At 70.7% G+C, this 25138-nt stretch carries 22 protein-coding genes; 10 read left to right on the plus strand and 12 right to left on the minus strand.

Annotated features, from left to right (window positions below; translation table 11 throughout):
* Positions 1-42 precede the first annotated feature (42 nt).
* From ACGFY9_RS22360 to ACGFY9_RS22375, 4 genes are all read right to left on the minus strand, one after another.
* Positions 43-963: a MurR/RpiR family transcriptional regulator gene (locus tag ACGFY9_RS22360; protein WP_019064418.1), complete on the minus strand. Its 921-nt coding sequence runs from the start codon at positions 961-963 to the stop codon at positions 43-45.
* 67 nt (positions 964-1030) lie between these two features.
* On the minus strand, positions 1031-2764 hold the full coding sequence (locus ACGFY9_RS22365) for an ArnT family glycosyltransferase (protein WP_393756580.1): 1734 nt from the start codon (positions 2762-2764) through the stop codon (positions 1031-1033).
* A 92-nt stretch (positions 2765-2856) separates the two neighbouring features.
* Complete coding sequence (locus ACGFY9_RS22370) at positions 2857-4785, minus strand: phosphatase PAP2 family protein (RefSeq protein WP_393756582.1); 1929 nt, start codon at positions 4783-4785, stop codon at positions 2857-2859.
* Between the two features lie 218 nt (positions 4786-5003).
* Positions 5004-5903 (minus strand): N-acetylglucosamine kinase, encoded by a 900-nt coding sequence (locus ACGFY9_RS22375; protein WP_393756584.1) that lies wholly within the window; start codon positions 5901-5903, stop codon positions 5004-5006.
* Between the two features lie 284 nt (positions 5904-6187).
* Between ACGFY9_RS22375 and ACGFY9_RS22380 the strand changes: the two genes are divergently transcribed.
* The 6 genes from ACGFY9_RS22380 (at position 6188) to ACGFY9_RS22405 (ending at position 14478) form a co-directional block, all read left to right on the plus strand.
* A complete protein-coding gene (locus tag ACGFY9_RS22380; RefSeq protein WP_393756586.1) occupies positions 6188-7333 on the plus strand; it encodes an ROK family transcriptional regulator in 1146 nt (381 codons plus the stop codon).
* Positions 7334-7611: 278 nt separating this feature from the next.
* Positions 7612-8934 (plus strand): ABC transporter substrate-binding protein, encoded by a 1323-nt coding sequence (locus ACGFY9_RS22385; protein WP_393756588.1) that lies wholly within the window; start codon positions 7612-7614, stop codon positions 8932-8934.
* A gap of 123 nt (positions 8935-9057) precedes the next feature.
* Entirely contained in the window at positions 9058-9972 is a 915-nt protein-coding gene (locus ACGFY9_RS22390) for a carbohydrate ABC transporter permease (RefSeq protein WP_393756590.1), read from the plus strand.
* On the plus strand, positions 9969-10871 hold the full coding sequence (locus ACGFY9_RS22395; protein ID WP_393756592.1) for a carbohydrate ABC transporter permease: 903 nt from the start codon (positions 9969-9971) through the stop codon (positions 10869-10871). Before ACGFY9_RS22390 ends, ACGFY9_RS22395 begins: the two co-directional genes overlap by 4 nt.
* Positions 10872-10873: 2 nt before the next feature.
* Entirely contained in the window at positions 10874-12592 is a 1719-nt protein-coding gene (locus ACGFY9_RS22400; RefSeq protein ID WP_393756594.1) for a hypothetical protein, read from the plus strand.
* A 53-nt stretch (positions 12593-12645) separates the two neighbouring features.
* On the plus strand, positions 12646-14478 hold the full coding sequence (locus tag ACGFY9_RS22405) for a hypothetical protein (RefSeq protein WP_393756596.1): 1833 nt from the start codon (positions 12646-12648) through the stop codon (positions 14476-14478).
* Between the two features lie 6 nt (positions 14479-14484).
* Here ACGFY9_RS22405 and ACGFY9_RS22410 read toward each other — a convergent pair whose 3' ends face one another.
* A complete protein-coding gene (locus ACGFY9_RS22410) occupies positions 14485-15165 on the minus strand; it encodes a nucleoside/nucleotide kinase family protein (RefSeq protein ID WP_393756598.1) in 681 nt (226 codons plus the stop codon).
* A gap of 114 nt (positions 15166-15279) precedes the next feature.
* Between ACGFY9_RS22410 and ACGFY9_RS22415 the strand changes: the two genes are divergently transcribed.
* Positions 15280-15675, plus strand: a complete 396-nt coding sequence (locus ACGFY9_RS22415; protein WP_393756600.1) for a YybH family protein — start codon at positions 15280-15282, stop codon at positions 15673-15675.
* 14 nt (positions 15676-15689) lie between these two features.
* Here ACGFY9_RS22415 and ACGFY9_RS22420 read toward each other — a convergent pair whose 3' ends face one another.
* Positions 15690-16565: an LLM class flavin-dependent oxidoreductase gene (locus ACGFY9_RS22420; protein ID WP_393756602.1), complete on the minus strand. Its 876-nt coding sequence runs from the start codon at positions 16563-16565 to the stop codon at positions 15690-15692.
* Positions 16566-16730: 165 nt separating this feature from the next.
* Here ACGFY9_RS22420 and ACGFY9_RS22425 point away from each other — a divergent pair, with 165 nt between their 5' ends.
* Together ACGFY9_RS22425 and ACGFY9_RS22430 are read left to right on the plus strand one after the other, a co-directional pair.
* Positions 16731-17342 carry a TetR/AcrR family transcriptional regulator gene (locus ACGFY9_RS22425; RefSeq protein ID WP_393756604.1) on the plus strand — a complete coding sequence of 204 codons (612 nt, stop codon included), beginning with the start codon at positions 16731-16733 and terminating at the stop codon, positions 17340-17342.
* Positions 17343-17464: 122 nt separating this feature from the next.
* Complete coding sequence (locus ACGFY9_RS22430; protein WP_393756606.1) at positions 17465-19099, plus strand: TauD/TfdA family dioxygenase; 1635 nt, start codon at positions 17465-17467, stop codon at positions 19097-19099.
* Positions 19100-19123: 24 nt separating this feature from the next.
* Here the strand turns inward: ACGFY9_RS22430 and ACGFY9_RS22435 are convergent, their stop codons facing one another.
* Together ACGFY9_RS22435 and ACGFY9_RS22440 are read right to left on the minus strand one after the other, a co-directional pair.
* Positions 19124-19897, minus strand: coding sequence for a GntR family transcriptional regulator (locus ACGFY9_RS22435; protein ID WP_393756608.1), 774 nt, complete (start codon positions 19895-19897; stop codon positions 19124-19126).
* Between the two features lie 29 nt (positions 19898-19926).
* Positions 19927-20319 carry a DUF5997 family protein gene (locus tag ACGFY9_RS22440; RefSeq protein WP_393756610.1) on the minus strand — a complete coding sequence of 131 codons (393 nt, stop codon included), beginning with the start codon at positions 20317-20319 and terminating at the stop codon, positions 19927-19929.
* Between the two features lie 58 nt (positions 20320-20377).
* Here ACGFY9_RS22440 and ACGFY9_RS22445 point away from each other — a divergent pair, with 58 nt between their 5' ends.
* Complete coding sequence (locus ACGFY9_RS22445) at positions 20378-21157, plus strand: LysR family transcriptional regulator substrate-binding protein (RefSeq protein WP_393756612.1); 780 nt, start codon at positions 20378-20380, stop codon at positions 21155-21157.
* A 93-nt stretch (positions 21158-21250) separates the two neighbouring features.
* On the opposite strand, the gene ACGFY9_RS22450 is transcribed toward ACGFY9_RS22445, so the two are convergent.
* The 4 genes from ACGFY9_RS22450 to ACGFY9_RS22465 form a co-directional block, all read right to left on the minus strand.
* Positions 21251-21634, minus strand: coding sequence for a BlaI/MecI/CopY family transcriptional regulator (locus tag ACGFY9_RS22450; RefSeq protein WP_393756614.1), 384 nt, complete (start codon positions 21632-21634; stop codon positions 21251-21253).
* Positions 21635-22116: 482 nt separating this feature from the next.
* Entirely contained in the window at positions 22117-22998 is an 882-nt protein-coding gene (locus ACGFY9_RS22455) for an alpha/beta fold hydrolase (RefSeq protein WP_393756616.1), read from the minus strand.
* Positions 22999-23036: 38 nt separating this feature from the next.
* Complete coding sequence (locus ACGFY9_RS22460; RefSeq protein ID WP_393756618.1) at positions 23037-24332, minus strand: hypothetical protein; 1296 nt, start codon at positions 24330-24332, stop codon at positions 23037-23039.
* Positions 24333-24453: 121 nt separating this feature from the next.
* Positions 24454-25032 (minus strand): TetR/AcrR family transcriptional regulator, encoded by a 579-nt coding sequence (locus tag ACGFY9_RS22465; RefSeq protein ID WP_393756620.1) that lies wholly within the window; start codon positions 25030-25032, stop codon positions 24454-24456.
* Positions 25033-25138 lie beyond the last annotated feature (106 nt).

Genomic DNA, 25138 nt, shown 5'->3' on the forward strand with positions numbered 1-25138 from the left:
TAATCGCCCCGGTTTGGATGCCTATGAGGGGGGAGTGGCGGGTCAGTCCCGCATGAAGAACTGGTGCTGCTCGGCGATCTGCTCGTAGTCCTCCAGGCGGGCCTGGGTCCGCTCGGGATCGGCGTCCGTCATGGCCTGGAGCAGGGCGGAGGCCATCACCCCGGGGGCCGCGTACGAATCGAAGACCAGGCGGGAGCCGGTGCCGGTGGCGAAGGTGACGTCGGCCTCGTCGGCCAGCGCGCCGAGCGCCAGATCGGTCACCAGGGCCACCTTGAGCCCGGCGCTGCGCGCCACCCGGAGCGTGGTCAGCGTCTCGTGCGCGTGCCGGGGCATGTCGAACGCGAGCAGCCAGGTGCCGCCCGCCTCGCGGGACTGCAGGATCGCGTCGTAGGCGACGCTGCCGCCGCGGGTCACCAGCCGCACATCGGGGTGGATGCGGCGCGCCGCGTACGCGAAGTACTCGGCGAGCGAGACGGAGATGCGCAGGCCGAGGACGGTGAGCGGGGTGGACGCCGACAGTTCGCGGCCGACCTCGATCAGCCGGTCGGGGTCGGCGAAGTCCCGGCGCAGGTTCTCCAGGTTCGCGATCTCGGCGTCGACCGCGGCCTGCAGTTCGTTGCTCCGGTTCTCCTCGGCCGCCGGGCCGCCCGCGAGGGTCCGCAGGGCGATCGCCTGCAGCCGCTCCCGTAGCGCCGGGTAACCGCTGAAGCCGACCGCCGCCGCGAACCGGGTCACCGAGGGCTGGCTGACGCCGACGCGCTCCGCGAGATCGGTGATGGAGAGGAACGCCGCCTCGGTGATGTGCTCGATCAGGTACTGGGCGATGCGCCGTTGGCCCGGTGACAGCCGTGGCCCGTCGAAGAGTTCCCTGAGTTGGGACGTCGGTGCCGCGCCGACTTCCGGGTCGGTTTTTCCCGAGGTGATCACGGATGCCTGGGCGCGTGCCTGCTGCGGCGATGGCACCGGTGCGCCTCCTTTGTCTCCCACAGCCACTCAACATAGCTCACAGAGCGTTGTGACCAGAGAGTGATCAGCGCCGGTAGATCGTGATCGAATGACCGACTTGATCGATCGGGTGACTGCTGTCGATCAACTCGGCCAGTTTCCCTTGTGCCTTGTCGATCGCGGTGTCCGAGACGACCAACAGCCCGTGCACATCGCGCACCCCTACCTTGCGCGGATCGGACGACTCGATGCCGTAGTACGACGGCACACCGCTGCCCTTGTAGACGAGCCAGATCCGCTCGCCCGCGTACCGCTCGTGGAGCCGGTCGGCGAGGCGGCCGAGGTCCTGGCCCCAGTCCACGTTGGAGTCGTGCAGCCGCAGATAGGTCTTCGACGGACCGCCGAACGCCTCGTTGGAGTACGGCAGATAGTAGGGGAACGTCCGCAGCGAACTGACCGCGACGAACGCCACCAGCAGCCCCGTCGACAGCGGAGCCCACCGCCACCACGACCGCAGCGCCGGCACACAGGCCGCCGTGACCGCCAGGAACATCGGCACGAAGATCGCGTACCGGGTGCCGAAGTCCCGCGAGCCGTCCATCGCCGTGGCCAGCAACACGGCCGTGGGCACGAGGAGATACGGCGCCGCCGGCCGCAGCCGCCGTACCGCCACGACCGCGACGGCACCCGCCGCCCACAGCACGATCATGCCGAGCGGGGTCTTCACCAGCAGCGCCACCGGCAGGTAGTACCAGTGCGAACCGGTGTAGAGATGCCCGAACAGGAAGCCCTGCCACGGGTAGTCCTCCATGCCGAACTGGATGAGCATCCCGTCCCGGAACGCGCGCGGGAACGGCATCAGAGGGACCAACTGCCCGCGCAGCCCGTCGATGACGGGCACCGGTTCCGTGGACGTGAACCGCAGCTGCGGATCGACGACGAGATACGACGCCCAGACGACGGCGACCGTCACCACCGCCACCACGGCCGCGCCCGCGGCCCCGAGCGCCAGCGTCCGCAGCCGGGCGTCGCGGTCGGACGGGCGGCGGGCGGACCACACCGAGGCGACGGCGAGGAGCATGAGGACGGGGACGGCGGGCAGGGCGCTCATCTTCGTCGCCACGGCGGCCCCGAGCGCCGCCCCCGCGAGCGGCAGATACAGCTTCGGACGTCGCCTGGCCCGCCACAGCAGCCACACCGACGTCAGCAGAAAGCCGGCCTCCGGCACGTCGAGCGTGGCCAGCGAGCCGTGCGCGATGACATCCGGCGAGAAGGCGTACAGCGCGAGGGCCACCAACCCCCGTGCCGGTCCCACGAGTTCACGGGCGAACGCGAACACGACCAGCCCGAACAGCAGGGTCAGCACGATCACCGGCAACCGGGCCCAGAACATCAGCCGCCAGGGGTCGTTGCCCGACTCGTACAGCAGGTGGCGGCCCAACGCCCCTTGATTGCCTTGGTAGTTGACGTCGAAGTGCGGGTCGGCGATCGCGATTCCGGCGGCGATCACCAGCTTCCCGAGGGGCGGGTGCTCGGGGTTGTAGTCGAGGCTGTGCTCGCGCAGATAGACGGTGGCCGTCGCCACGTACACCGGTTCGTCGATGGTCGGTGTCTGCTGGACGGCGGTCGTGACCATCACGGCGGCCATCTGCGCGAGGAGCACCACCGCGAGGAGGGGCAACAGCCACCGCCTGCGGCGCCGCAGCCCGGCGTAGAGACGTGCCGACCGCGAGCCCTCGGCGCGCGGCGGGGAGTCCCCGCCACCGCCGTCGTCGAGCGTGCCGGGGTCGAGGACCGAGTGCTGTTCGCGCGCCATCATCCGCCCTGCGGTGAGGCCGGCCGTGCGGTGGCGGGAGCGAGCCGGGGCCGGGTCATGGCCCTACTGTCGCATCGCTCCCGCCACCAGGGGCGTCACCGCTTCAGGAGTCGTACCGACAGACCTTCCGCCGTATACACGGGTACGGCCCGCAGCTTGTCCGAGTTCACCTTGATGGTGTCGAACTGGCCGCGCAGCGAGGACGCGCCCAGGACCCGCACCGTGGAGCCCGCGACCGGCGGGTGCTCGGCGTCGAACTGCAGCGACAGCGTGCTGCCCCTGCCGAGCGTCGCGCGCCGGGTGACGTCGACGGCGGGCTGGTGGCCCGAGCGGAGCGTGACCTCCAGGGTGGCGGACTGCTGGGTGTAGGCGCCGTGGATCTGCACGGACTCCGAGACCCGCAGCGCACCGCCGAGCACGCTCACGTCACCGTGGCCCAGCGCGTGCGCCGAACCGGCCACCAGCGCACCGGACGTGAGCACGGTCCCGCCGGTGTACGCGTTGTGCCCGGTCAGCGTGAGCGTGCCGGTGCCCTGTTTGGTCAGGCCGCCGCAGCCGTCGATGTCGTTGCGCCAGGCGTCGGCCGCGCCGAAGCCGCCGGCCTCCGCGTCGAGGGCGACGACGACGTCGGACTCGAAGGAGCCGTAACCGTCCGCCGCCGCGAAGAGGTTGAGGCGGCCCCACTGCTCAAGACCGTCGAGCAGGATGTACCCGGACGGCAGGGCGGTGGTGCGCAGCACCTCGCGCCGCTGGGCCGCGTCGAGGTACGGCAGCCGGGTCTCCAGCAGGACCTCCGCGCCCTTGGGCACGGTCAGCGCCTTGTCACGGCCGCTGCGGGTCAGCACGTAGGTGAACTTGGGCTCCACGACACGGGCGTTGGCGGTCCGGTCCGCGTACGGGTCGGTCGCGGTGGTCGCCGAGTGGGCGTACGCGTACAGGGTGTCCGCCGTCGTGCCGGTCTTCGCCTCGAAGTAGGCGAGGGCCTGGGCGCGCGCCGCCGCCTTGAGTGCCGCGTTGGCCGGGTCGGCGAGCGTGGCGGCGGCCAGCGCGGTGGCCATGATGCGGCCGCCCATGACGTCGACGGGGGAGTGCATGCCGGCCATGATCCGGGTGTGGCTCAACTCCAGGGTGCGGGTGACCAGTTCCTGGAAGCGCTCCGGTACGGCGTACGCGTAGGCGAGGCCCGCCAGGTGGAAGGCGTTGGTGTGGCCGCTGGGGAAGCCGCCGTCGTCGACCGGTGACGTGCTGCGCTGGCGCAGGAGTTGGGGCGCGACGACGACTTTCGAGTCGTAGACCGGGAAACCGAGCGCGTCGACCTTGCCGGTGTCGACGACCTCGCTCTTCTCGTTCATGCGCCACGGACGCGGGTACTGGTATGCGTACTTGCCCGGGTTGCCCGACGCGTAGTTCCCGCGCAGCGTGTCGACCAGTTCGGCCACCTTGCCGAGCGCGGAGTCGTGCGAGCCCGCGCCGAGCGCGGAACCGGCGGGCGCGTCGGCGGGGACGGCGTCGCTGATCGTGGTGGCGGGTGTGCCGTCAGGAGCGCTGGTGATCGAAGTGACCGCCAGGGCACCGGACTTGTACAGGTCGGCCAGCGGACCCAGGCCCGCGATCATCGCGTAGCTCTGGTGCTGGCGGTCGTAGAGGAACGCCTCCTTCGCCTGGGCCTGGGTGCGGCGGGCGGTGAGGTCGACGCAGTACCGCATGTTGGCGCGCAGAATCTCGGGGCGCAGCGGCGTGCCGGTGTTCCAGGCGGCGCCGGTCTTCCATATCTGGGCCATGCCGCCGAGGATCCGGACCACGGCGTTGGTCTCGGGCGTCAGGTTCGCGATGACGTTCGTCTTGTAGTCGTCGACGAACGCGAGCGGAGCCGTGGCGGCCTTGGCGTCCGCGGTGGCCAGCCAGCTGACCAGGGTGGGCGCGGCGACCACACCGGCCGAGGCGCCGAGCGAGGTCTTGAGGAAACCACGTCTGTTCACGGCGGGTCGAACGGCGTTCGTGCGCTGCCCGGCGGGTGACGGCATGGGTGTGCCTCTCTTGAGTTCTACGGCCGCTGAGGCCGGCGAGGTCGTGCGACCAGGGAGGGTCGTGTGATCGGCTGTGGTTCGGGGTGCACCGTACGACGCGAGAAAGCGCATACGTCAACTGGTGCGTACGTGCGAAGATTTGCGGCGAGCCATGTCCCGTCGGAGGGTGTTCGGCGTCCACGACATGACCCCCGGGTGAACGGGGGCCGTGCGGTTCACAGGATCGATCGGGCCAGCGCCACCGCGCCCTCGACGGGCGGCACCTGGATGGGCCACGGCCGCGCCCCTGGCACCCGCTCGGCGAGCGCGGCGGTGAGGGCGTCGTACAGGCGGGGCTGGGCGAGGACGGTGCCGCCCGAGACCACCACGTCGTCGACGGGGACGCCGCGTTCGGCGAGCCGTACGACGAGCGCGGCGAGGGAGTGGCCGGCCTCGGCTATCACCTCGCGCGCGAGGAGCGAGCCAGCGTCGGCCGCGGTGAAGACGACACGGGCGTGGCGGCCCCAGTCGGCGGAGACGTCGGAAGCGCTTTCCAACGCGGCGCCGAGCTCGGGTACTTCGGCCACACCGAACGCCTCGACGAGTCCCAGGGCGAGTTCGTCCGGGGCCTCGCCGCGGTCGTGCGCGGCCCAGGCGGCGCGGGCCGCCTCGCGGACGAGACCGGCGGCGCCGCCCTCGTCACCCAATACGGCGCCCCAGCCGCCCACTTGGAGCCGGCCGCCGTCGGCGAGCAGACCCACCGCGACGGAACCGGTGCCGGCGACCAGGCCGACCCCCTTGTCCAACCCGGCGGCGGGGACGAGCAGTTCGGCGTCTCCCACGACCAGTACGGGCACCTTGAGACGTTCCTCCAGCGCGGCACGGATCCCGGCGCACTGGCGGGGTGTCTCACAGGCGTGCCCGCCCACGGCGACCGCGGCCGGGCGCGCGTCGGCGGGCAGGGCGTCCTGGACCAGCGCGGTCAGCCAGTCGGCGGCGGTCGCGGGGTCGTGCGGCCGCCAGCCGCTGCTCGCACGGATGTGGTCGGCGACGACATCCGCGCCCGCGCAGGCGCGCAGATGTGTCTTGGTGCCACCCACGTCGATGCCGACCACGAGGGGCGTGAAGTCCTGCACGGAACCTCTTTCGTCGTTGCGCAGTGCTGCGACGGTTGGGCGAACCGTGTCCGGGGGAACGGCAGTTCAAGCACTAGGGAAGCCCCGGGACGGGCTTCTGACGGACCACGGCAGGCGAGTACCGTGACGTTCGTTAGGAAGTTAACTAACGAAGTACAGTGCGTCAAGAGTCATCGCGAACTCGGTCACAGGGACCGCTGCCCGGGCCCGCGTGACATCAGGACATCCCGTCGCCGCATCCCACGGACACCCACCGGGAACGCGGCCTGTGAACTGGGGGAAGTGTGGAACACGTCGTGGCGCGGGCGGCTCGGCTGACCGAGAGCGCGAGTGCGGTGTTCGCGGTGCTGGCGAGAGCCGGCAGCGCGACTCGGCCGCAGCTCGCGACCCTCGCGGGCCTGTCCAAGCCGACGGTGTCCTCCGCCGTCGTAGAACTGGAGAACGTCGGGCTCGCCGCCCACTCCGGCACCGCTTCCGGCGGCACGGGCCGCAACGCCGCCGTCTACCGTCTGGGCCCGGCCGCGGGCGCCGTACTCGCCGTCGATCTCGGCCCCGCCCTCACCCGGGTGCGCGGCTGCGCCCTCGACGGCACCCTGCTGGCCGAGGCGACCGGCTCCCGGGAGGACGCCGCCGACGCCGTGCGCGAGGCCCTCGGCGAGCTGCCCGACGGCACCCCGCTGCGCACCGTCGTCGTCGCCGTCGGTGACGTCGCCGCGCGGGACCGGGCGGGCGCCGGGATGCGCCCCGCGACCGCCAAGGCGGGCCCGGTGTTCGACGCCATGACGGTCGCCCTGCCGCCGGGTGTGCCGGTCCACCTGGAGAACAACGTCAACTGCGCCGCCCTCGCCGAACTGCACGAGGGCGCCGCCCGGGGCCGCACGACCTTCGGCTATCTGCGGATCGGCGTCGGTATCGGCCTCGGCATCGTCGTCGGCGGCCAGGTGCTGCGCGGCGCGAACGGCGCGGCCGGTGAGCTCGCCCGGCTGCCCTACCCCTGGGACGACGCCGTGGAGCCGCGCCGTGAGGCCCTGGAGGAGTACGTGGGCGCCCGCTCGCTGCTGCGCCGGGCGGCGGCCGCCTGGCCGGACACCGGCGAACCGTGCCCCGGCAGCGCGGAGCGGCTCTTCGCCCTCGCCCGGCAGGGACACGACACGGCGAGCGCACTGGTCGGCCGGCACGCCGCCGACGTGGGCCGGCTGGCCGCCGCCGTGGCCGCCGTACTGGACCCGGGACTGATCGTCCTCGGGGGCAGCACGGGCACGGACCCGCAGCTCCTGCCCGGTGTGCGGGCCGAGCTGGGGCGGCTGAGCTGGCCCACCGAGGTGGTCAGCAGCACGGTCGGTGATCTCGGCACCGTGGTGGGCGCGGCCCGGCTCGCGGTCGCCAGAGGAGTCCAAACCGTGACCGATGGTGCGGGGGCGAAGGATTGACGGCCTCCGACTTGGTCTGCCAATGTCCGGACAAGCGCTTTCTAAGTCGGTCGGGACACCGACTTGGGGTGAGGCTTCCCAGCCCGTACGCGAAGTACGGCAACCGCACGAGGGTGTGCTTGTGCGGTGACGGCCAGGACGGCCGGGGATCTCACTCCGCGTGGACGACGCGGCCGGGCGAGGCCGCGCCCCCGGAAAGCAGACCTTCCTGCAAAATGCACCCGTGCCGCATCGGTCGGCGCCGTGCTCCGTCCCCTACGACGAAAAAGGGATCGAAGATGACCACTGTGGGTGTGCGGCGCTCCAGCCGACTCGGCCGCGGCGGCATGCGCCGCCTGGTTCCCCTCGCTGCCGTCGCTGTGTCCGGTGCCCTGCTGCTCTCCGCCTGCGGGTCGGGGTCCGGCTCGGGCGGTAACGCGAAGTCACTGACGTTCTGGATCTCCACGGTTCCGGGGCAGGACGCGGGCTGGAAGAAGCTGGTCGCGCAGTACAAGAAGGAAACCGGCGTCAGCGTCAAGCTCGTCAACATCCCCTACGACGGGTACCCGACGAAGCTGCACAACGCCGCGCAGGCGAACTCGCTGCCCGACGTGGCGGACGTGCCCGCGCTGGACCCGATCTGGTCGAGCAAGCTGGTCGACCTCAAGTCCATCGCGAACAACAAGAGCTACAACATCAACTCGAACTTCCTCGCGAAGGACTCGTCCGGGAAGGTGCTGGCCATCCCCTCGGACGTCACCGCGTCCGGCCTGTTCATCAACAAGTCGCTGTTCGAGAAGGCCGGCGTCGCCGTCCCGTCCTCGCCGTCGAAGACCTGGACCTGGACCGAGTTCATCGCGGCCGCGAACAAGGTGCGCGAGAAGACCGGCGCCAAGTACTCCCTGACGTTCGACCAGTCGCCGTCCCGGCTCCGCGCCATGGTGTACGAGATGGGCGGGAAGTACGTCCACGCGGACTCCTCCGGCAAGTTCTCGGCGGACGCCGCGACCAAGAAGGCCGTGGAGTACTTCGTCGGACTGAACGACGACAAGGTCATGCCGAAGTCGGTGTGGACCAGCGGCGCCGACCCGTCGGCGATGTTCCAGAGCGGTGACGTGGTCGCCTACTGGTCCGGCGTGTGGCAGGTGCCCGCCTTCGCGGACAGCATCAAGAAGTTCGACTGGGCGAGCGTCCCGACCCCGGCGCAGCCGGTGCAGGCCAGCGACGTCAACAGCGGCGGCATGATGGTGGGCTTCAACAACAACGGCGCCGCGGCCACCGCCGCGACGAAGTTCATGTCCTGGGTGTACGAGCCGAAGAACTACACCGAGCTGGTCGAGACCTCCGGGTTCCTCCCCGTCGAGAGCGGTCTGAGCCCGAAGTACCCCTTCAAGTCCGCGGCGGCGCAGGCGGCGTTCAAGCTCTACAACGAGGAGATCCCGCTCTACGCCCCAATCTCGGGTTACTTCAACAGCGCGCAGACGAACTGGGTGCTGAAGGGCAAGAGCCTCACCACCGACCCGACCAAGACGGAGCTCGGCAAGGCGATCAACGGCCAGCAGTCGGCCGACAAGGCCCTGCAGAACATCGTGGACGGCTACAACCAGGCGGTCGGCGGCTGATCGTGGGCCACAGGGCCGGGCGGCGGGGGACAGACACCGCCGCCCGCCCTGGTCGCCCCCGTGATGCCGGGCTCACGGCGTGGGCCCACAGTGATCCAACCCACCAGCACGGAAGTCAGGAAGATGACAAAAAGCGCCGCGGACGTGTCCGTGAGGCCGCCCAGGAAACGACGTAGCACCTACACCCTCGCGCCGCTCGTCCTCATCGCGGCCAACGTCGTGCTCTTCGCGTTGTTCTTCGTGTGGCCGGCGGTGATCGGGCTCGTCTACTCGTTCACGAACTACACAGGTGTGGGGGCGTTCCAGTTCATCGGACTGGACAACTACCAGAACCTGTTCGGGGACTCCACCTTCTACGACGCGCTGTTCCGGACGCTGCTGTACGCCGTGCTCGTCGTCCCGCTGAACTTCGTGCTCTCGCTGTTCATCGCCAACCTGGTGGTGAGCAAGCAGGCCAAGGGCGCGTCGGTGGCCCGTGTCGTCTTCTTCATCCCGTGGCTCATCTCGCCCATCGTCGTGGGTGTCCTGTGGCGGTGGCTGTTCGGCGAGAACTTCGGACTGATCAACTACGTCATCGAGAAGTTCGGCGGGCACGCGATCGCGTGGCAGTCGAACGCGGACCTGTCGCTGGGCGTCGTGGTGATGGCGGGTGCCTGGTGGGGAACGGCCTTCTCGATGCTGCTGTTCATCGCGGCGATCAAGAACGTGCCGGTGTCGTACTACGAGGCGGCCTCGCTCGACGGTGCCGGCCCCTGGCGCCAGTTCATGAGCATCACACTGCCGAGCATCGCGCCCACCTCGTTCATCGTGATCCTGCTCAACACGATCAACGCGATGAAGGAATATCCGCTGTTCGTCTCCCTCAACAACGGCGGACCCGGGACGTCGAACAACCTGCTCGTCCAGTACATCTACGAGACCGGCTTCAACCGGGGCCAGATCGGCTACGCGAGCGCCGCGTCCTTCGTGCTCATGCTCATCCTGATGGCCGTCGCGATCATCCAGCTGATCGTCAACCGGCGGGTGGAGAACCGATGACAACCACAGACACGACGCGTCCGGCCGCCGCCGATTCCGTCCGGCCCCTTTCCAAGAGGCGGCGACGCAACGGGCGCGACGGCGGGCTTCGGAGCGCGGTACCCGCGACGACACTGCTGTGGATCCTGGCGGCCCTCTACGGGCTGCCGGTCGCGTGGTTCGTCCTCAGCTCCTTCAAGCCGGCGGGAGACCTGTTCTCCCTCCCGCTGACGGTGCTTCCGCACAACCCCACCGTGTCGGGCTACAAGGCGGCGTGGGAGAGCGCCAACTTCTCCCAGTACTTCATCAACACGGCCCTCGTGTGCGTGATCACGACGATCCTCACGGTGGGGGTCAGCTGCTGCACCGGGTACGCGCTGGCCAAGTACGACAACAGGTGGCTGAAGTTCTTCTTCCTCTGCATCCTGGCCACCACGATGCTGCCGTCCGAGGTCATGCTCGCCCCCGAGTTCCTGGTGGTCCGTGACCTCGGCCTCTACAACTCGTTCGCCGGCATCATCCTCCCGGCCGTGCTCACCGCGACCGGATGCTTCATGTTCCGCCAGTTCTTCCTGACGGTCCCCGACGAACTCGTCGAGGCCGCGCGCATCGACGGCGCCCGTGAACTGTCGATCTTCCTGCGGATCATGGTGCCGATCTCCCGGCCCATCATGCTGACCCTCGCCATCCTGTCCTTCCAGTGGCGGTGGAACGACTACATCTGGCCGCTGCTGATGCTGAACGACCCCAACAAGTTCACCGTGCAGATCGGCATCCAGAGCCTCGTCGGCGCGCAGAACATCAACTGGTCGGTGCTACTCGGCGGTTCGGTCATCTCCATGATCCCGCTGATCATCATCTTCCTGGTGTTCCAGCGGTACGTCATGAGTGCCGACATCAACGCCGGACTGAAGGACTGACCTTGCGCACCCCGCTCGACCACGAGTTCGTCCGCGCGGCTGCCCGCGCCGCCGACCGGTCGGCCGTCCCGCTGGCGGCCGGCCCCGACAAGGAACCCGCCGGTGTACCGCACCGTGGTCTGGCGCGCCGGGTGAAGACCCTGATCGCGGCCTACCGTTCCCCGGACTCGGCACTGCACGGCAGCGGACAGACGGTCGCCGCCGCGATGACCCACCTCCGCGCCCTGCGGGCCGTGCAGACGCCCTCCGGTCTCTTCGCGGGCGGAGACAACGTCCAGTCACCGCCGGACTCCGCGTTCACCGTCAACGACGTGTGCGACGCGTACGTCCTCGCCGCCGACGCGGGACCGGAACTGGGCGAGGTGGCGGCCGTGCTCGCCGAGATCGCCGGCGCCGCCACCGCCAGTCTCCTGACCGGTGGCGTGCACACCCCCAACCACCGCTGGGAGCTGAGCGCGGCGCTCGCCCGGCTGCACCGGTCGTTCCCCGACGACCGGCTGCTCGACCGCGTCGAGGAGTGGCTCGCCGAAGGCGTCGACATCGACACGGAGGGCCTGTACTCGGAACGCAGTGCCGTCTACGCGTCCATCGTGACCAACCCGTCGCTGCTGTTGCTGGCCGAGGTGCTCGGGCGTACCGACCTGCTGGACACCGTCGAACGCAACCTCGCCGCGACCCTGGACCTGATCAGGCCGGACGGCACGGTGGAGACCGTCCACTCGCGCCGCCAGGACCAGAAGCTTTCGTTCGCGCTGTGGCCCTACCTGCCGCACTACCGGCTGCTCGCGATCCGCACCGGCCGGGGCGACTTCGCCCGCGCGGCCCGCCTGGCGGCCGCCGACGGCATCGACGACTCCGACCTGCTCGCCCAGACCCTCCTCACCCCGGATCTGTGCCGCGCCCTGCCGGCCCCGGACGCGGAGAAGCTCCCGCGCGACCGGTACCTCGCCACCGCGCGCCTCGCCGCACACGTCTCGGCCACCGCGCACACCGTGGTGTACGGCGGCTCCGACGTGCCCGAGCACCGGCGCATCCGCTCGGGCCTCGCCTGCAACCCCACCTTCCTGCGCCTGTTCGCCGGTGCCGCCGTCCTCGACGCGGTCCGCCTCTCGCGGGTGTTCTTCGACCTGGGCCCGTTCCGTGCCGCCGACATGGAACGGCTCGCCGACAACCGGTACCGGCTCACCCAAACCCTCACGACCGCCTACTACCAGCCGCTCCCGAAGGACGGGAGGCGTGACGACGGCGCCTACCGCCTGGTGGACGAGGGTCGCTTCTCCGCGGCGATGTCCTTCCCCGACCGCCCTCAGGACGAGGTCTCCCACACGACCCGGGTCGAGGTCGACCTGCGGGAGGACGGGGCCGACCTGCGGATCGACATCAGCGGCCCATCGGTGCCCTGGGCCCTCGAACTGACCTTCCGGCCCGGGGGCGTCACCGAGGGCGCCGAACCGCTCGACGACGGACGCTGGTGCCTCACGACCGGCCCGATGACCTACCGCGTGGGCGACGACGAGATCCGGGTCGAGGCCACCGTCGAGGCAGGCGAACCCCTCGCCGGACCGGACCGGAGCGACGTACTACGGTACGACCCGGGGCAGGACCACACCGTGGTCGGCGGCACCGACGCGACGACCGGGAACCGCGTCTACCTCGGTGGAATCGGCCCCCAGACACTGTGCGTCGCACTGCGCGCCGGCCGCCCCGCACCTGCCCTCTGACCCCGATGACCCACGCCATGGCCACCTCAGGCATGAAGGGCTGATCCACCGCGATGCAACTCCCTCACCAGCGCGGCCCGTTGCACGACCTCCCCGACACCCCGGAGGCCTACGACGCTGTCCTCGCCGACGTCGTCGAGCAGGCCCTGCGGCGTATCACGCCGGAGGGCAACCTCGAACACCCCGACTGCCACGACGACATCGGGGACACCTCGCTCGGGATGACGTCCCTGCTGGCCTTCGCATGGCAGCGCGGCAAGGACCCGCGACTGCCGGAGGCGGTACGGCGCAGCTTGGCGTTCCACCTCCGGGAGCGCGTCTACACGGACGACAACCCCGGCTACCCGAACCTTCGGGTACGCAACTCCGGCCTCCCGTACGCCCGTTACGTCCTGGAAGCGGGCGCGCACCCCATCGGCGACTGGCCGAGCACGGCGTGGGCACTGCTCCAGGCGGTCAACATCCTCGACGCGACGGACGGCCTCGTCGACGACGAACAGCGCACCGCCCTGGTCGAGTTGGCGCACGGCTACTGGCGCTGGCTCACCGAGGCGACCTTCTTCAACCCGCAGGAGGCCGGCAACCAGGCCATCGGGTGCGTCGTCGGCGGCCTGATGCTGGCTCGCCATCTCCCGCCGGGAGACGGGGAGTTGGTCCGCACCCGCGCACTCCGTGTGTACGGCGACGAGATCCGCGCCCACCGAGTGAGCGACCGCGGCGCCCTCCTCCCGCCCGAGCACGGCGGCGCGTACGACAACAACTACGGCCCGATCTCCCTGTCGTTCCTCGCGCAGGCCCACATCGTCAGCGGCGAGGACGTCTTCGCCGAGGACGGGGAGGCGCTGGCCCGCTACATCGACGCCCGCCTCACCAGCGGCGGCTTCGACAACGGCGGCCCGCGCTACAGCGAACAGCACTCCGGCTTCGAATCGGTCCTCGGCCTGCGCTACTTCGGCAGCCGTATCGGCTCGGACATCGGCCGCTACCGGGGCGACAGCCGCTGGGGCCGGCACGCGGTCAAGCCGGACGGGGGAGTGGACGGGCACTTCGCGTGGATGCTGGTCTGGCAGATCCAGGACACCACGCGCTGGCACCGCACCCCGTCGACGACGGCAGCCCGGCATCAACTCCGGGCGGGAACCGTCTCGGTGGCCTTCGACAGCAAGATGACCCCCTCACTCGTCGAGGCGGACGGCACCTACTACCTGCCCGCCGCCGTGAACCGGCAGCACGGCTTCGGCCCGGTCGTCGACGGCTTCCTGCTGTGCCGCCCGATGGGCGAGGTACGGGTCCGGGATCTCCAAGTGGACGGACTCACAGCCAAGTTGGTCACGAAGCCGGTCGTCGGCCGCGACCACATCCTGCGGCACATCCAGTCCCTGTACGTCACGGACGGCACGCGTCTCTGGACGACGGTGGCCCTCGAACGCCTCGACGGAGCCCCGTACCTGCTCGCCGGGCTGCCCTACGCGGCGGACGACGGCGACCGGGTGCGCAGGACGGCGGAGAGTGACGTCACCTCCGCGGGCGCCCTGCGCCTCACCCACCCGACCGGCCAGGGCGCCGACCACTTCGACGCCCGCTCCGAACTCACCCAGGAACAGGCCGCGTTCGCCCTCGCCGCCGACCCGCGCGGCTACGGCAACCCCGATGAAGGCTGGCGCCACCTGGTCGGCTCCACGGCACTGGAGGCCGACCCGGCACCGGGCGCCCCGGAGAACCTGCACGTGTTCGCCGTACGGTACGGACCCGGAGCAGCGGAGTTCTCGCCCGCCTTCGAGACCGGCGAGGAGGGCCTGACTGTGCGCACAGAGGCCTTCACCGCGGTGATCGGTGACCCGGCGGGCGATGCCGACGCCGAGCCGGAGCTCAGCCTGCGGGCCTGAGCCTTCTCAGCCGCCTGCCCGCGCCGCCGAGTTCCGCTCCGGCGCGGGCAGTGCGCCGACCGGTACGACCAGGTCCGCCCGGTCCCGCGTCGTCGCCACCAGGTCGGCGTTGCGCTGGTCGGTGCCCGACACCCAGGCCACCGCGGTCTCGTGGTCCTTGCCGAACTCCTCGTGCCGGGCGACGAGTCGGCGGACGCGCTCGTCCTCGTCGACCTCGCAGAACCACACCTCGTCCAGGCACGGCCGTACCCGCGCCCATGAACCCGCCTTCAGCAGAAGGTAGTTGCCCTCCGTCACCACCAGCCGGGCGGTGGGCAGCACCGGGATCGCTCCGGCGATCGGCTGCTCCAGCACCCGCTCGAAACCCGGCGCGTACACCACCTCGTCGGTCTCCTCGCGCAACCGCCGTAGCAGCGCCGCGTAACCGGCCGCGTCGAAGGTGTCGGGCGCGCCCTTGCGGGCGCGGCGGCCGAGTCGGTCCAGTTCGACGTCGGCGAGGTGGAAGCCGTCCATGGGGACGTGCGCGACCCACGGTTCCGCGCTGTTCCCGTTCAGCGTCCGCACCAGGTGCTCGGCGAGGGTCGTCTTGCCCGCGCCGGGGCTGCCGGTGATACCGAGGACGGCCCGTCGGCCGGGGGCGGCGAGGGCGGTGGCACGGGTGAGGAGGTCGTCGAAAGTCAGCGGCACACGGAGAGTGTGCCATCCGTCTCGGTTGCCCGGCCGGGGCGATGATGTGCGGAAGATCGGGGAGTCGACCGAGCAGAGAGACCATGGAGTGGGGGACAGGAACAGGAGCCGTCCATGACCGACGACGCGACACAGATCCGCGCCCTCATCACCGGCTGGGCCGAGGCCGTCCACCGCGGCGACCTCGACCGGGTCATGGCGGACCACGCCGAGGACCTCGTCATGTACGACGTCCCGCCGCCCCACGCCGGCATCCACGGCCTCGCCGCCTACCGCGCCACCTGGCCGCCGTTCTTCGAGTGGCAGGCCCAGGGCGCCTGCTTCGACATCGACTCCCTCGACATCACCGCCGGCACGGACGTCGCGTACGCCCACGCCCTGCTCCGGTGCGGCACCCCCGAGGAGTTCGCCGAATTCCCCGCCCTGCGCCTACGGCTCACCTTCGGGCTGCGCAAGGAGCGGGGCCGGTGGCTGGTCGCGCATGAACACCACTCGTTCCCGCACGACTGAGGCTGACAGGGCGCTCAGGTCGACTTCCTGACCAACTCGTCGGCGACCCAACGTGCTGTTCCGGCGGGGTAGGGAGCGGGCAGTCCGAGCACGATGTGGTGGAAGCCCGCTTCGAGCGCCTCGCTGATCGCGGCGCGGGTGGCCTCGGGACGGTCGTAGGAGACGGAGAGGTGGATGGAGCGGGTGATCGCGGCGGGGTCGCGGCCGATCTCGGTGCAGTAGCGGTCGAGGAGTGCGCTGCGGTGGGTGGCGTCCTCGATGTCTCCGCCGGGGATGTTCCACAGGTCGGCGTGTTCGGCGACCACGCGCAGTGTCGCGGCAGCGCGTCCGCCGATGAGGATCGGCGGGTGGGGGCGCTGGACGGGCTTGGGGCTGCCGAACGCCCCGGTGAGGTGGTGATGGGTGCCATGGAAGCCGAACGGTTTCTCCTCGGTCCACAGCCGCCGGATCACCGTGCAGGCCTCGGCGAGGCTCGCCACGGCGTGCGCGGAGTCGTGGAAGGGGAGGCCGTGCGCCTCGTACTCCCGCCTGGCCAGGGGATGGTCGGGGCGTGAGCCGACACCGATGCCGAAGTCCAGCCGTCCGCCGGAGACGATGTCGACGGTCGTGGCGATCTTGGCCAGTATCGCGGGAGGTCGGATGCGGTTGCTGGTGACCATCACGCCGAGCCGCAGTCGCCGGGTCTGCGCGGCGAGCGCGGCGAGCAGCGTCCAGCCCTCGAAGGCCGGGCCGTCCGGGTCGCCGCCGATCGGCATGAGGTGGTCGAACAGCCAGGCGTGCTCGATCTCCGGGACGGTGTCCGCCTCGCGCCAGACGCGGAGGAGGTCGTGGTAGCCGACCTGCATGGGGGCGGTCATGATCCCGAAACTGGGGCGGAGTGTGTGGGGCATGGTGGTGTCCGTTCTCCTGCACCGCTCTTCCGCACCGCGTGGTGGCAGGCGTGGCTTGGTCGTCCGGCCTCCGCTCTGGCATCATGGGCAACCGGAACCTTGTTCCGGAAACGATACGGAACAAGGTTCCGGTTTGGCAAGTCGCGAGGGTGGAGGAGTTGCGCGGTGAGTGAGAACGGTGCGGACGCGGGGCGCGCGACCCGGCCCGCGAAGGCGGACGGGCAGTCCAAGCGGGCCGACGCCCGGCGTAACAAGGAGACCCTCCTCGACGCCGCCGCCAAGGTCTTCGTCGCGTCCGGTGTCGACGCTCCCGTGCGCGACATCGCACGCGAGGCCGGCGTCGGACTCGGCACGATCTACCGGCACTTCCCGACGCGCGCGGATCTCGTCATCGCCGTCTACCGCCACCAGGTCGAGGCCTGCGCCGAAGCGGGTCCCGCGCTGCTGGCGAGCAGTGCCACGCCGTACGCCGCACTGCGGGAGTGGATCAATCTCTTCGTCGACTTCCTGGTCACCAAGCACGGACTCGCCGCGGTGCTGCGGTCCGACACGGCCGGCTTCGAGGCGCTGCACGGCTACTTCCTGGACCGCTTGCTGCCCGTGTGTGCCGAGCTGTTCGACGCGGCGGCCGCCGCCGGCGAGGTCCGGTCCGACCTGACCGCCTACGAGATCATGCGCGGCGTCGGCAATCTCTGCGTCGGCGCGGAGGGCGATGAGCGCTACGACGCGCTCCGCCTGGTCGATGTCTTCGTCGCGGGCATGCGCCTGCCCCGCTGACCGAGTAGCCGCCGCCTCGTTCACGCACAGGTGGCCAGCGCGTCACTTGTTGCTCATCCCGCGCTGAGACGTTCCCTCTGTCGGAAAAGTTGGCTATACAACTTTAAGGGAAAGTGATGGGGATGTCACCGTACGTAGAAGACCTGCCGCTCACCTGGCTGAGGGACAACTGCCCCTGCCCCCGGTGCCGCGACCCGCGCAACGGGCAGAAGCTGTTCCAGATCACCGAGCTGCCCACCGGCCTCGCGTTGGGCGCCGTACGGCGGACCGCCGACGGTGTCGAGGTCGACTGGGCGCCCGACGGGCACCGGTCCGCGTACTCCGCGCAGTGGCTGACCGCCAACCGGCCCGACGGCGGGCACGGCTCCGGGGACCGGCGTGGTGAGAACGGCAAGACCCTGTGGGCCGCCGCCGACCTGAACAGCCTTCTCCCCGAGGCGAGTTGGGCGGAATACCTCGGCGACCCGGTGGGCAAGGCGCGGGTGCTGGAGTCGGTTCTCGGGCTCGGCTTCACCCTCCTGCGTGATGTGCCGTGCCGCGAGGGGCAGGTGTTGGAGGTCGCGGAGACCTTCGGGTACGTCCGTGAGACCAACTACGGGCGGCTCTTCGACGTACGGGTCGAACCGGACCCCAACAACCTCGCCTTCACCGGCGCCCGGATCACCCCGCACACCGACAACCCGTACCGCGACCCGGTGCCCACCCTCCAACTCCTGCACTGCCTGTCCAACGCGGCGGTCGGCGGTGACTCCGGACTGGTCGACGGGTTCAAGGCCGCCACGCTGCTGCGGGCCGAGGACCCGGAGGCGTTCGCCGTACTGACGCGCACGCCGGTGCCGTTCCAATTCAGTGATGCGCAGACCGTGTTGGCCGCCGACCGGCCGTTGATCGACGTGGACGGGCGCGGCCGGATCCGCGAGGTGCGCTTCAACAACCGTTCCATCGGCACCCTGTTGCTGCCCGCCGACGAACTGGAGGCCTTCTACCGGGCCTATCGCGCCTTCGCCGAGATCACCTTGCGCCCCGAACTTCAGCTGGAATTCCGGCTGTTGCCCGGTGACTGCCTGATCTTCGACAACGTCCGTCTGCTGCACGCGCGGACGGCCTTCGAGGAGAGCGGCGCCCGTCACCTCCAGGGCGCCTACGCCGACATCGACGCACTGGCCGGCACCTTGGCCGTACTGCGTCGCGAACGGGCCGTAGCCGCAGCGGAGTTCGTGGACGAGCTGGCCGGACTCTTCGCGGGCGAGGGTGCGAGCGCCTACCTGGGGGAGGAGGTCACGATGGCGCAGCACATGCTCCAGGCGGCGGCGCGTGCCGAGGAGGCGGGTGCGCCCGGCGCACTGGTCGCCGCCGCGCTGCTGCACGACCTCGGGCACTTCCACGGGCCGGTCGGCGGTGAGGAGTTGATGGAGGGCACCGACAACCGGCACAGCCACACCGGGGCGGACCGGCTGGCCGAGTGGTTCGGCCCCGAGGTCACCGAGCCGATCCGGCTGCACGTGGCGGCCAAACGGTATCTGTGCGCGGTGGAGCCGGGCTACTTCGGGCAGCTCTCCCAGGCGTCGGTGTACACGCTGGAGGTGCAGGGTGGTCCGATGTCTCCGGCCGAGGTCGCCGCGTACGAGGCGAATCCCTACGCGGCCGACGGGGTCGCGGTGCGCCGCTGGGACGACGAGGGCAAGGACCCCGAGGCCCCGACCCCGGACTTCGCGCACTTCCGCCCGCTGCTCATGGCCTTGCTGCGGAAGGGCTGAACAGGGACTGGTAGAAGGACTGGCTCAGGCGTCGTCGGCCGGGCGGCGGGCCAGCGAACCGGCGGCGGCCGAGCTGTGCACGGTGAAGGCCACCGTCTCCGGAAGATAGCGGTCCTCGGACCATTCGACCGGCGTGCCCGCCGGATCCGTGCTGCACCGGCGTTCGCGCAACAGCGGGTCGCCGGGCCGGCAGCCGAGCAGCCGGGCGTCCTCCTCGTCGGCCCGGCACAGGTCGATGGTGTGCTGGGCGTCCGCGATCAGCACGCCCGACTCCTCCAGGGCCACGGTGTGCGAGACAGTGTCGGGCGGCAGCTCGGCGATCAACTCGCCCACGGCGGACGGGTATACGGTCCGCTCGATCATCACCGGGCGTCCCGAGAGGGTGCGCAGCCGCCGTACCTCGTAGATCTCCGACCCCGCGGGCAGGCGCAGTTGGGCCCGCTCGGTCGCGTCGGCGGGGCGGGTCTCCACGGTGACGGTCCGGCCGCCGGGTTCCTCGCCGGTCGAGCGGGCCCAGCGGGTGAAGCTGAGGAGTTCGCCGAAGCTCTGCGGGCGGGGCGTGCCGATCACGACCCGGCGGGTGCCGCGCCGGGAGGCGATCAGGCCCTCGGTGCGCAGGAGGGCCATCGCCTGGCGGACCGTGCCCCGGGAGACGCCGTACCGTTCGGCGAGTTCGCCCTCGGCGGGCAGCCGGCCGCCGGAGCCGTAACGGCCCTCGCCGATCTCACGGCCGAGGTCGGCCGCGACCTTCCGGTACATCGCCGGGGGTTTTCCCGTACCGGCCGGGCCGTCCGTCACCGCGCGCGTCTCCCTGGATACCGAGGCCGTCAGTCGTTGTCCGCGTTCTCGGCGTTCTTCTTGTTCTTGATCCGCTCGGCTTCCTTGCGGACCTCGGCCTGGGTGGCGCGCTCCTTCTCCAGCCACTCGGGGCCGGCCGTCTTCAGCGCCTCGATCTGCTCGGTGGTGAGGGGCTCGGTGACCCCGCCGCGGGCGAGACCGGCGATGGAGACGCCGAGCCTGGCCGCGACCACCGGACGCGGGTGCGGGCCGTTGGCGCGCAGCTCGCGCAGCCACTCGGGCGGATTGGCCTGCAGCTCGTTCAGCTCGGCGCGGGAGATCTCGGCCTTCTGGAACTCGGCGGGGGTGGCCTCTAGGTACACACCCAGCTTCTTCGCCGCCGTGGCGGGCTTCATGGTCTGGGTGGTCTGGTGCGACTTCATACCGTCAAGAGTATCGACCGCGTTCGAGACCTCCGACCACGGCGGGTAACCTTGCGGGGTGACAGGCTCGGAAGCATCCCCCACGTTCCGGCTCGCGTACGTCCCCGGGGTGACGCCCGCCAAGTGGGTGCGGATCTGGAACGAGCGCCTGCCCGACGTCCCCCTCGTCCTCGTACCGGTCCCGGCCGCCGAGGTGTCCGATGTGCTGTGGCGCGGCGAGGCCGACGCCGGACTCGTACGGCTGCCGGTCGACCGTACGGTCCTCAGCGCGATCCCCCTCTACACCGAGGCGACCGTGGTCGTGGCCCCGAAGGACCATGTCGTGACGGCGGCCGAAGAGGTGTCCCTCGACGAACTCGCCGACGAGGTGGTCCTCCACCCCCTCGACGACGTCCTCGGCTGGGAACAGCCGCCGGGGGAGCCCGCGTTCGAGCGTCCCGCGACCACCGAGGACGCCGTCGAACACGTGGCGTCCGGCATCGGCATCCTCTACGTCCCCCAGTCCCTGGCCCGGCTGCACCACCGCAAGGACCTCACCTACCGGACCGTCGTCGACGCCCCCCAGTCGGACGTCGCCCTCTCCTGGCCCGAGGACGCGACCACCGAACTGGTCGAGGACTTCATCGGCATCGTCCGCGGCCGCACCGTCAACAGCACGCGGGGCCGCACCCCGACGCCCCCTCAGCCGAAGACGAAGGCGAAGCGCACCGAAACCCCCGCCCGCCGCAAGCCCGCCGCCGGGAAGTCGACCGGCAGGACCGGAAACACCGGCAAGAACCCTCGCGGCTCCTCCGGCGGCGCCAAGGGAACCAAGCGCGGCAAGCCCCGCGGTCGCTGACGACCGGTGTGTTCTGCCGTGTCCCGCTCGAACACCCCGCCGCCTGCGCCTGGTTGAGCACCCCGGACGGTAAGGGGGCGCAGACGTCGAACCTCATCCCGGGCCCCCGGCCAGCAACTCGCGCAGCGCCCTCTCCTCCTCGGGACTCAGACCGCTCACGAACTGCTGCAGCGCGCCGATCGGATCCGGTCCCCGGTCCAGCGCCTCGTGCATCGCTTCGGCGGTCAACTCGGCCGCGTTCTTCGCCGGCCGATAGGAGCCGCGCCGTCCGTCCGCGTCACGCAGGACGAGCCCCTTGTCGTAGAGGCGCTTGAGGATCGTGTGCACGGTGTTGTAGGCGAGAGGGCCGTCGATCTGGGCATGGATCTCGGCCGGAGTCAGCGGCCGGTCGGTCGCCCACAACGAGGCGAGGACCTCGCTCTCCAGCTCACCGGCGCTGCGCCGCTCCGCCCGGACCTGGGGGTCTCTGCCAGCCATGGCGCTCACCTTACAGCGTGTAGGGCCTGACTCGCCTACCGCTGGTGCTCTGACCAGGCTCTTTTGTCTTACCAGGGTCGATGAACGCGTCTGTGACGCGGCCTCGGGCTCCGCTTTACGTGGAGCCCGAGGCCAGTCCGGGGAATTGCGTGACCGTCCACCCCTGGCGGATCCGGCCCGGGCCGCCGTGGCGGATGGCGTGGGTCTTCGACCACGGTGCGTGCCGTGGTGGCCAGGGCGGTTTCGCCGACGTCCAACAGGTGACCGGCGCCGGTAGCGCGTCCGGCCCGGGTTCCGGTGGGGTGATGAGGACGATGACGCGGCTCGGCATCGTGGCGAACCGCTTGGCGGTGGCGCGCGCGAAGCGGGAGTCGACCAGGAGATCACCCTGCGGGCGCTTGATCAGCGCCGAGCTGGTGCAGACGTCGCGCTTGTCCGTGTGCAGGCCGCTTCAGCTCGCCGGCTTCAGTGGCGGGGTGCGGTTACGGATGTGCGGCCAGGAACGGCAGGACGATGTCGGCCATCTCGTCGGGCACTTCCTCCGCCAGGTCGTGGCCGGCGTCGAAGACGTGTCCGGTGACGTCGTGGGCCATGAGCCGCATCTGGGACTCGTTGCGGTCGCCGATGAACGCGGATCCGCCGAGCGCCAGGACCGGGATGTCCAGTTTCTTCTGTGCGGCCCGCCGGTTCTGTGCGGCGTCGACGAGCATGGCCCGATAGATGGAGAGCATCGCGCGGATGCCGCCGGGCATGGAGTAGCAGCGCACGTATTCGTCGACCGCGTCGGAGGTGGCGGTGTCGGGGTGGCTGCGCTCGTACTTGATCATGTAGGTGATCAGCTCACGCTCGTGTCCGGCGATCAGCATCTCGGGTACGTCGGGCTGGAAGTAGAAGCCCAGGTGCCACAGGTGCATGCCGCTGGAGACGTTCTCGGGCGTGAGGGCCGTGTGGTCCTCGAAGCCGAATCCGGGGAACAGGGCCTCGGCGAACACGAGAGTGGTGACGTGGTCACGATGGCGGGCGGCCAGCTGGTAGCCGATCACCGCTCCCCAGTCCTCACCCGCCACGGCGTAGGTCTCGTGTCCGAGGTGGGTCATCAGTGCGGCGATGTCGTCGCTCATCGTCGCGGAATCGTAGCCGTCCGACGGGCGGGCAGAGTCGCCGAGACCGCGGAGGTCCGGGACGACGACGGTGTAGCGGGGCGTCAGCTTCGGGACGAGGTGGCGCCAGTGGTAGCCGGTCTTGGGCACGCCGTGCAGGAGCACCACCGCGGGGCCGGACCCGGCGGTCCGGTAGTGCAGGCTCGTTCCGTTGACGGCGGCTCGGCCTGTGCGGACCGGCGTTCCGTCATGGTCGAACATCATGTTCTGCAACCTTCCCGGTGTACGTCGCGATGCGGGTGTCAGTGGGCTTGCGGAGGGTCGACGAGAGCCACCAGGCGGCTCGGTCCGCTGCCGCCGGAGGGCGTCAGACCGGCGGGACGGTCGACGGGGCGCAGGGTGACGTTCTCCGGGTAGAGGCGGCCGAGCAGTGCCAGTACGACGAGGTCGTCCTGGCCGGTGGCGTCCAGGGTGACGTCGCCCCCTTGCGTCCACACCAGCCCAGGTGCGCGCAGCGCGGACCACACCGTCGCGGTGCGGGGCGCGGTGGCGGACCGTGTGTCGCCTGCGGGCCGGTCCGGTCGGTGGGCGTAGCGGTGGCCGCGCAGGGACTGGCCGAGGTCGACGTGGGCGGTGGTGCCGTCGTGGGTGATCTCGATGCGGGCGGTGCGGGTCCCGTCGGCGGCCGGCCCGGTGATGGTGCGGGCGGTGAGCGGCCCCGGTACGGGGGTGGCGGGCGGCAGGTCCTCGACGGGGGTGCGGGGGGCGGCGTAGTAGTCCTGTACCTCGGCGACATAGGTGACGGTGTCTTTGGCGGCCGGGTCGGCGCGCCAGGTCAGCAGGTGCCGGGGTGCGGTCAGGGGCGGCTGGTCGAGGACGGCGGGCAGGGCGGTGCCGCCGGCCGCCTCGAAGCCGTAGCCGGCCGGGCCGGAGGTGCCGGTGGTGACGTGGCGGGCGAAGTCGACGATGCCGGAGTGCCGGATCTGGCGGACCAGCAGTTCGGTGAGGAACCCGTCGCGGGCCGGCTCGGTGTGCCGTAGCCCGGTCGGGGTGATCAGGAGCGGGACGTCCTGCCAGTTGGTGAAGGGCAGCAGGGCGTCGCGCAGCAGGACCATCTGGTGCACCCACTCGTTGTAGAGCTGCATCGTGACCGGCCCGCCGCGTCGGCCCATGAGCAGGTCGGCCGCGGGAGGCGTGAGCAGGTGGCCGTAGCAGTGGCTGCGGACGACCAGCGGTCCGTCGGGCAGCGGTATCCGGTGGCTGAGCAGTCTGTCCAGGGCCGAGGCGGCCCAGGAGGCGAGTTCCCGGCCGATCGTCTCGGTCTGCGCGCCCAGTTCGCGCGCTGCCGAGGCGCTGTCCGGGCCGAGGGACAGCGGCAGGGAGGTCTCCCGGGTGTCCAGGGCGAGCGTCGCGCGGATCTGGTTCTCCAGCACCTCGCCGTCGGCGCTGGTGAGGGCGTTGTCGTCGATGATGCCCTGCAACAGCGGCTCGGTGGCGGTGAAGAAATCGCGGGCTGTCAGGGTGGTGCCGGCCGCGGGGAATGTGTTCCAGCGGCTGCCGCCGAGAACGGGTGTGCTCGGGGTGGGCGCGGGGGGCATGGGTCCTCCTCGGTATGCGATGAAGCGGAGACGGATGTCGCGGATGTCGCCCGGATTCCCTGCCTGCTCGGGCATGGTCTCTTTTCTGGATCGCCTGATACAGATTCCGGGCATGAAAAGGTCAGTCGAGGGCGGCCAGGGCGATCTCCACAAGGGGTTCGAGGGCGCGGACGTCCGGCGTGATCTTCGAGGAGACCAGCAGTCCGTTGAGGAAGGTGACGAGGAAAGCCGCGAGGGTCTGCGGGTCGTGCCGCGCCACGATCTCGCCCCGCTCCACCGCGACTCGCAGTACTTCGGCGAGCGCGTCCCGGCTGGCGTCCTGCATGTCACGCACGGTGCGCCGGGTCGCCGCATCCTTCGGCAGGCGCTCGCAGGCGGCGTTGACCGCCAGGCAGCCCCGGCCGTTGTCCTCCACGGCGATCCGGACCCGCTCGACCAGCATCGTGCGGATCGCCGACCGGGCGTCCGCCCCCTCCTCCAGGCTGCGCAGGGCGGCCGCCGCGAGGGTGGTGCGATAGTGCTCCAGCGCTGCCCGGTACAGGCCGTCCTTGTCGCCGAACGCGGCATACAAGGACCCCTGTCCGATCCCCAGGTGCCCGGTCAGGTCACGCACCGAGGTGGCCTCGTAGCCACGCGCCCAGAACAGCTCCATCGCGCGGCTCACCGCCGCCTCCGTGTCGAACTCCCGGGTCCTTGCCATGGCTCCACCGTAACCTATCTGGATCGTTTGCTCAAAAAAGGGGCTGACGCCGCCCGACCATTCGCCGACCTGTAAGCCGGCCTCACGGCTACTCGTCGCTGGAGTC

The organism is Streptomyces sp. NPDC048504 (assembly GCF_043200035.1).
Lineage (GTDB): Bacteria > Actinomycetota > Actinomycetes > Streptomycetales > Streptomycetaceae > Streptomyces.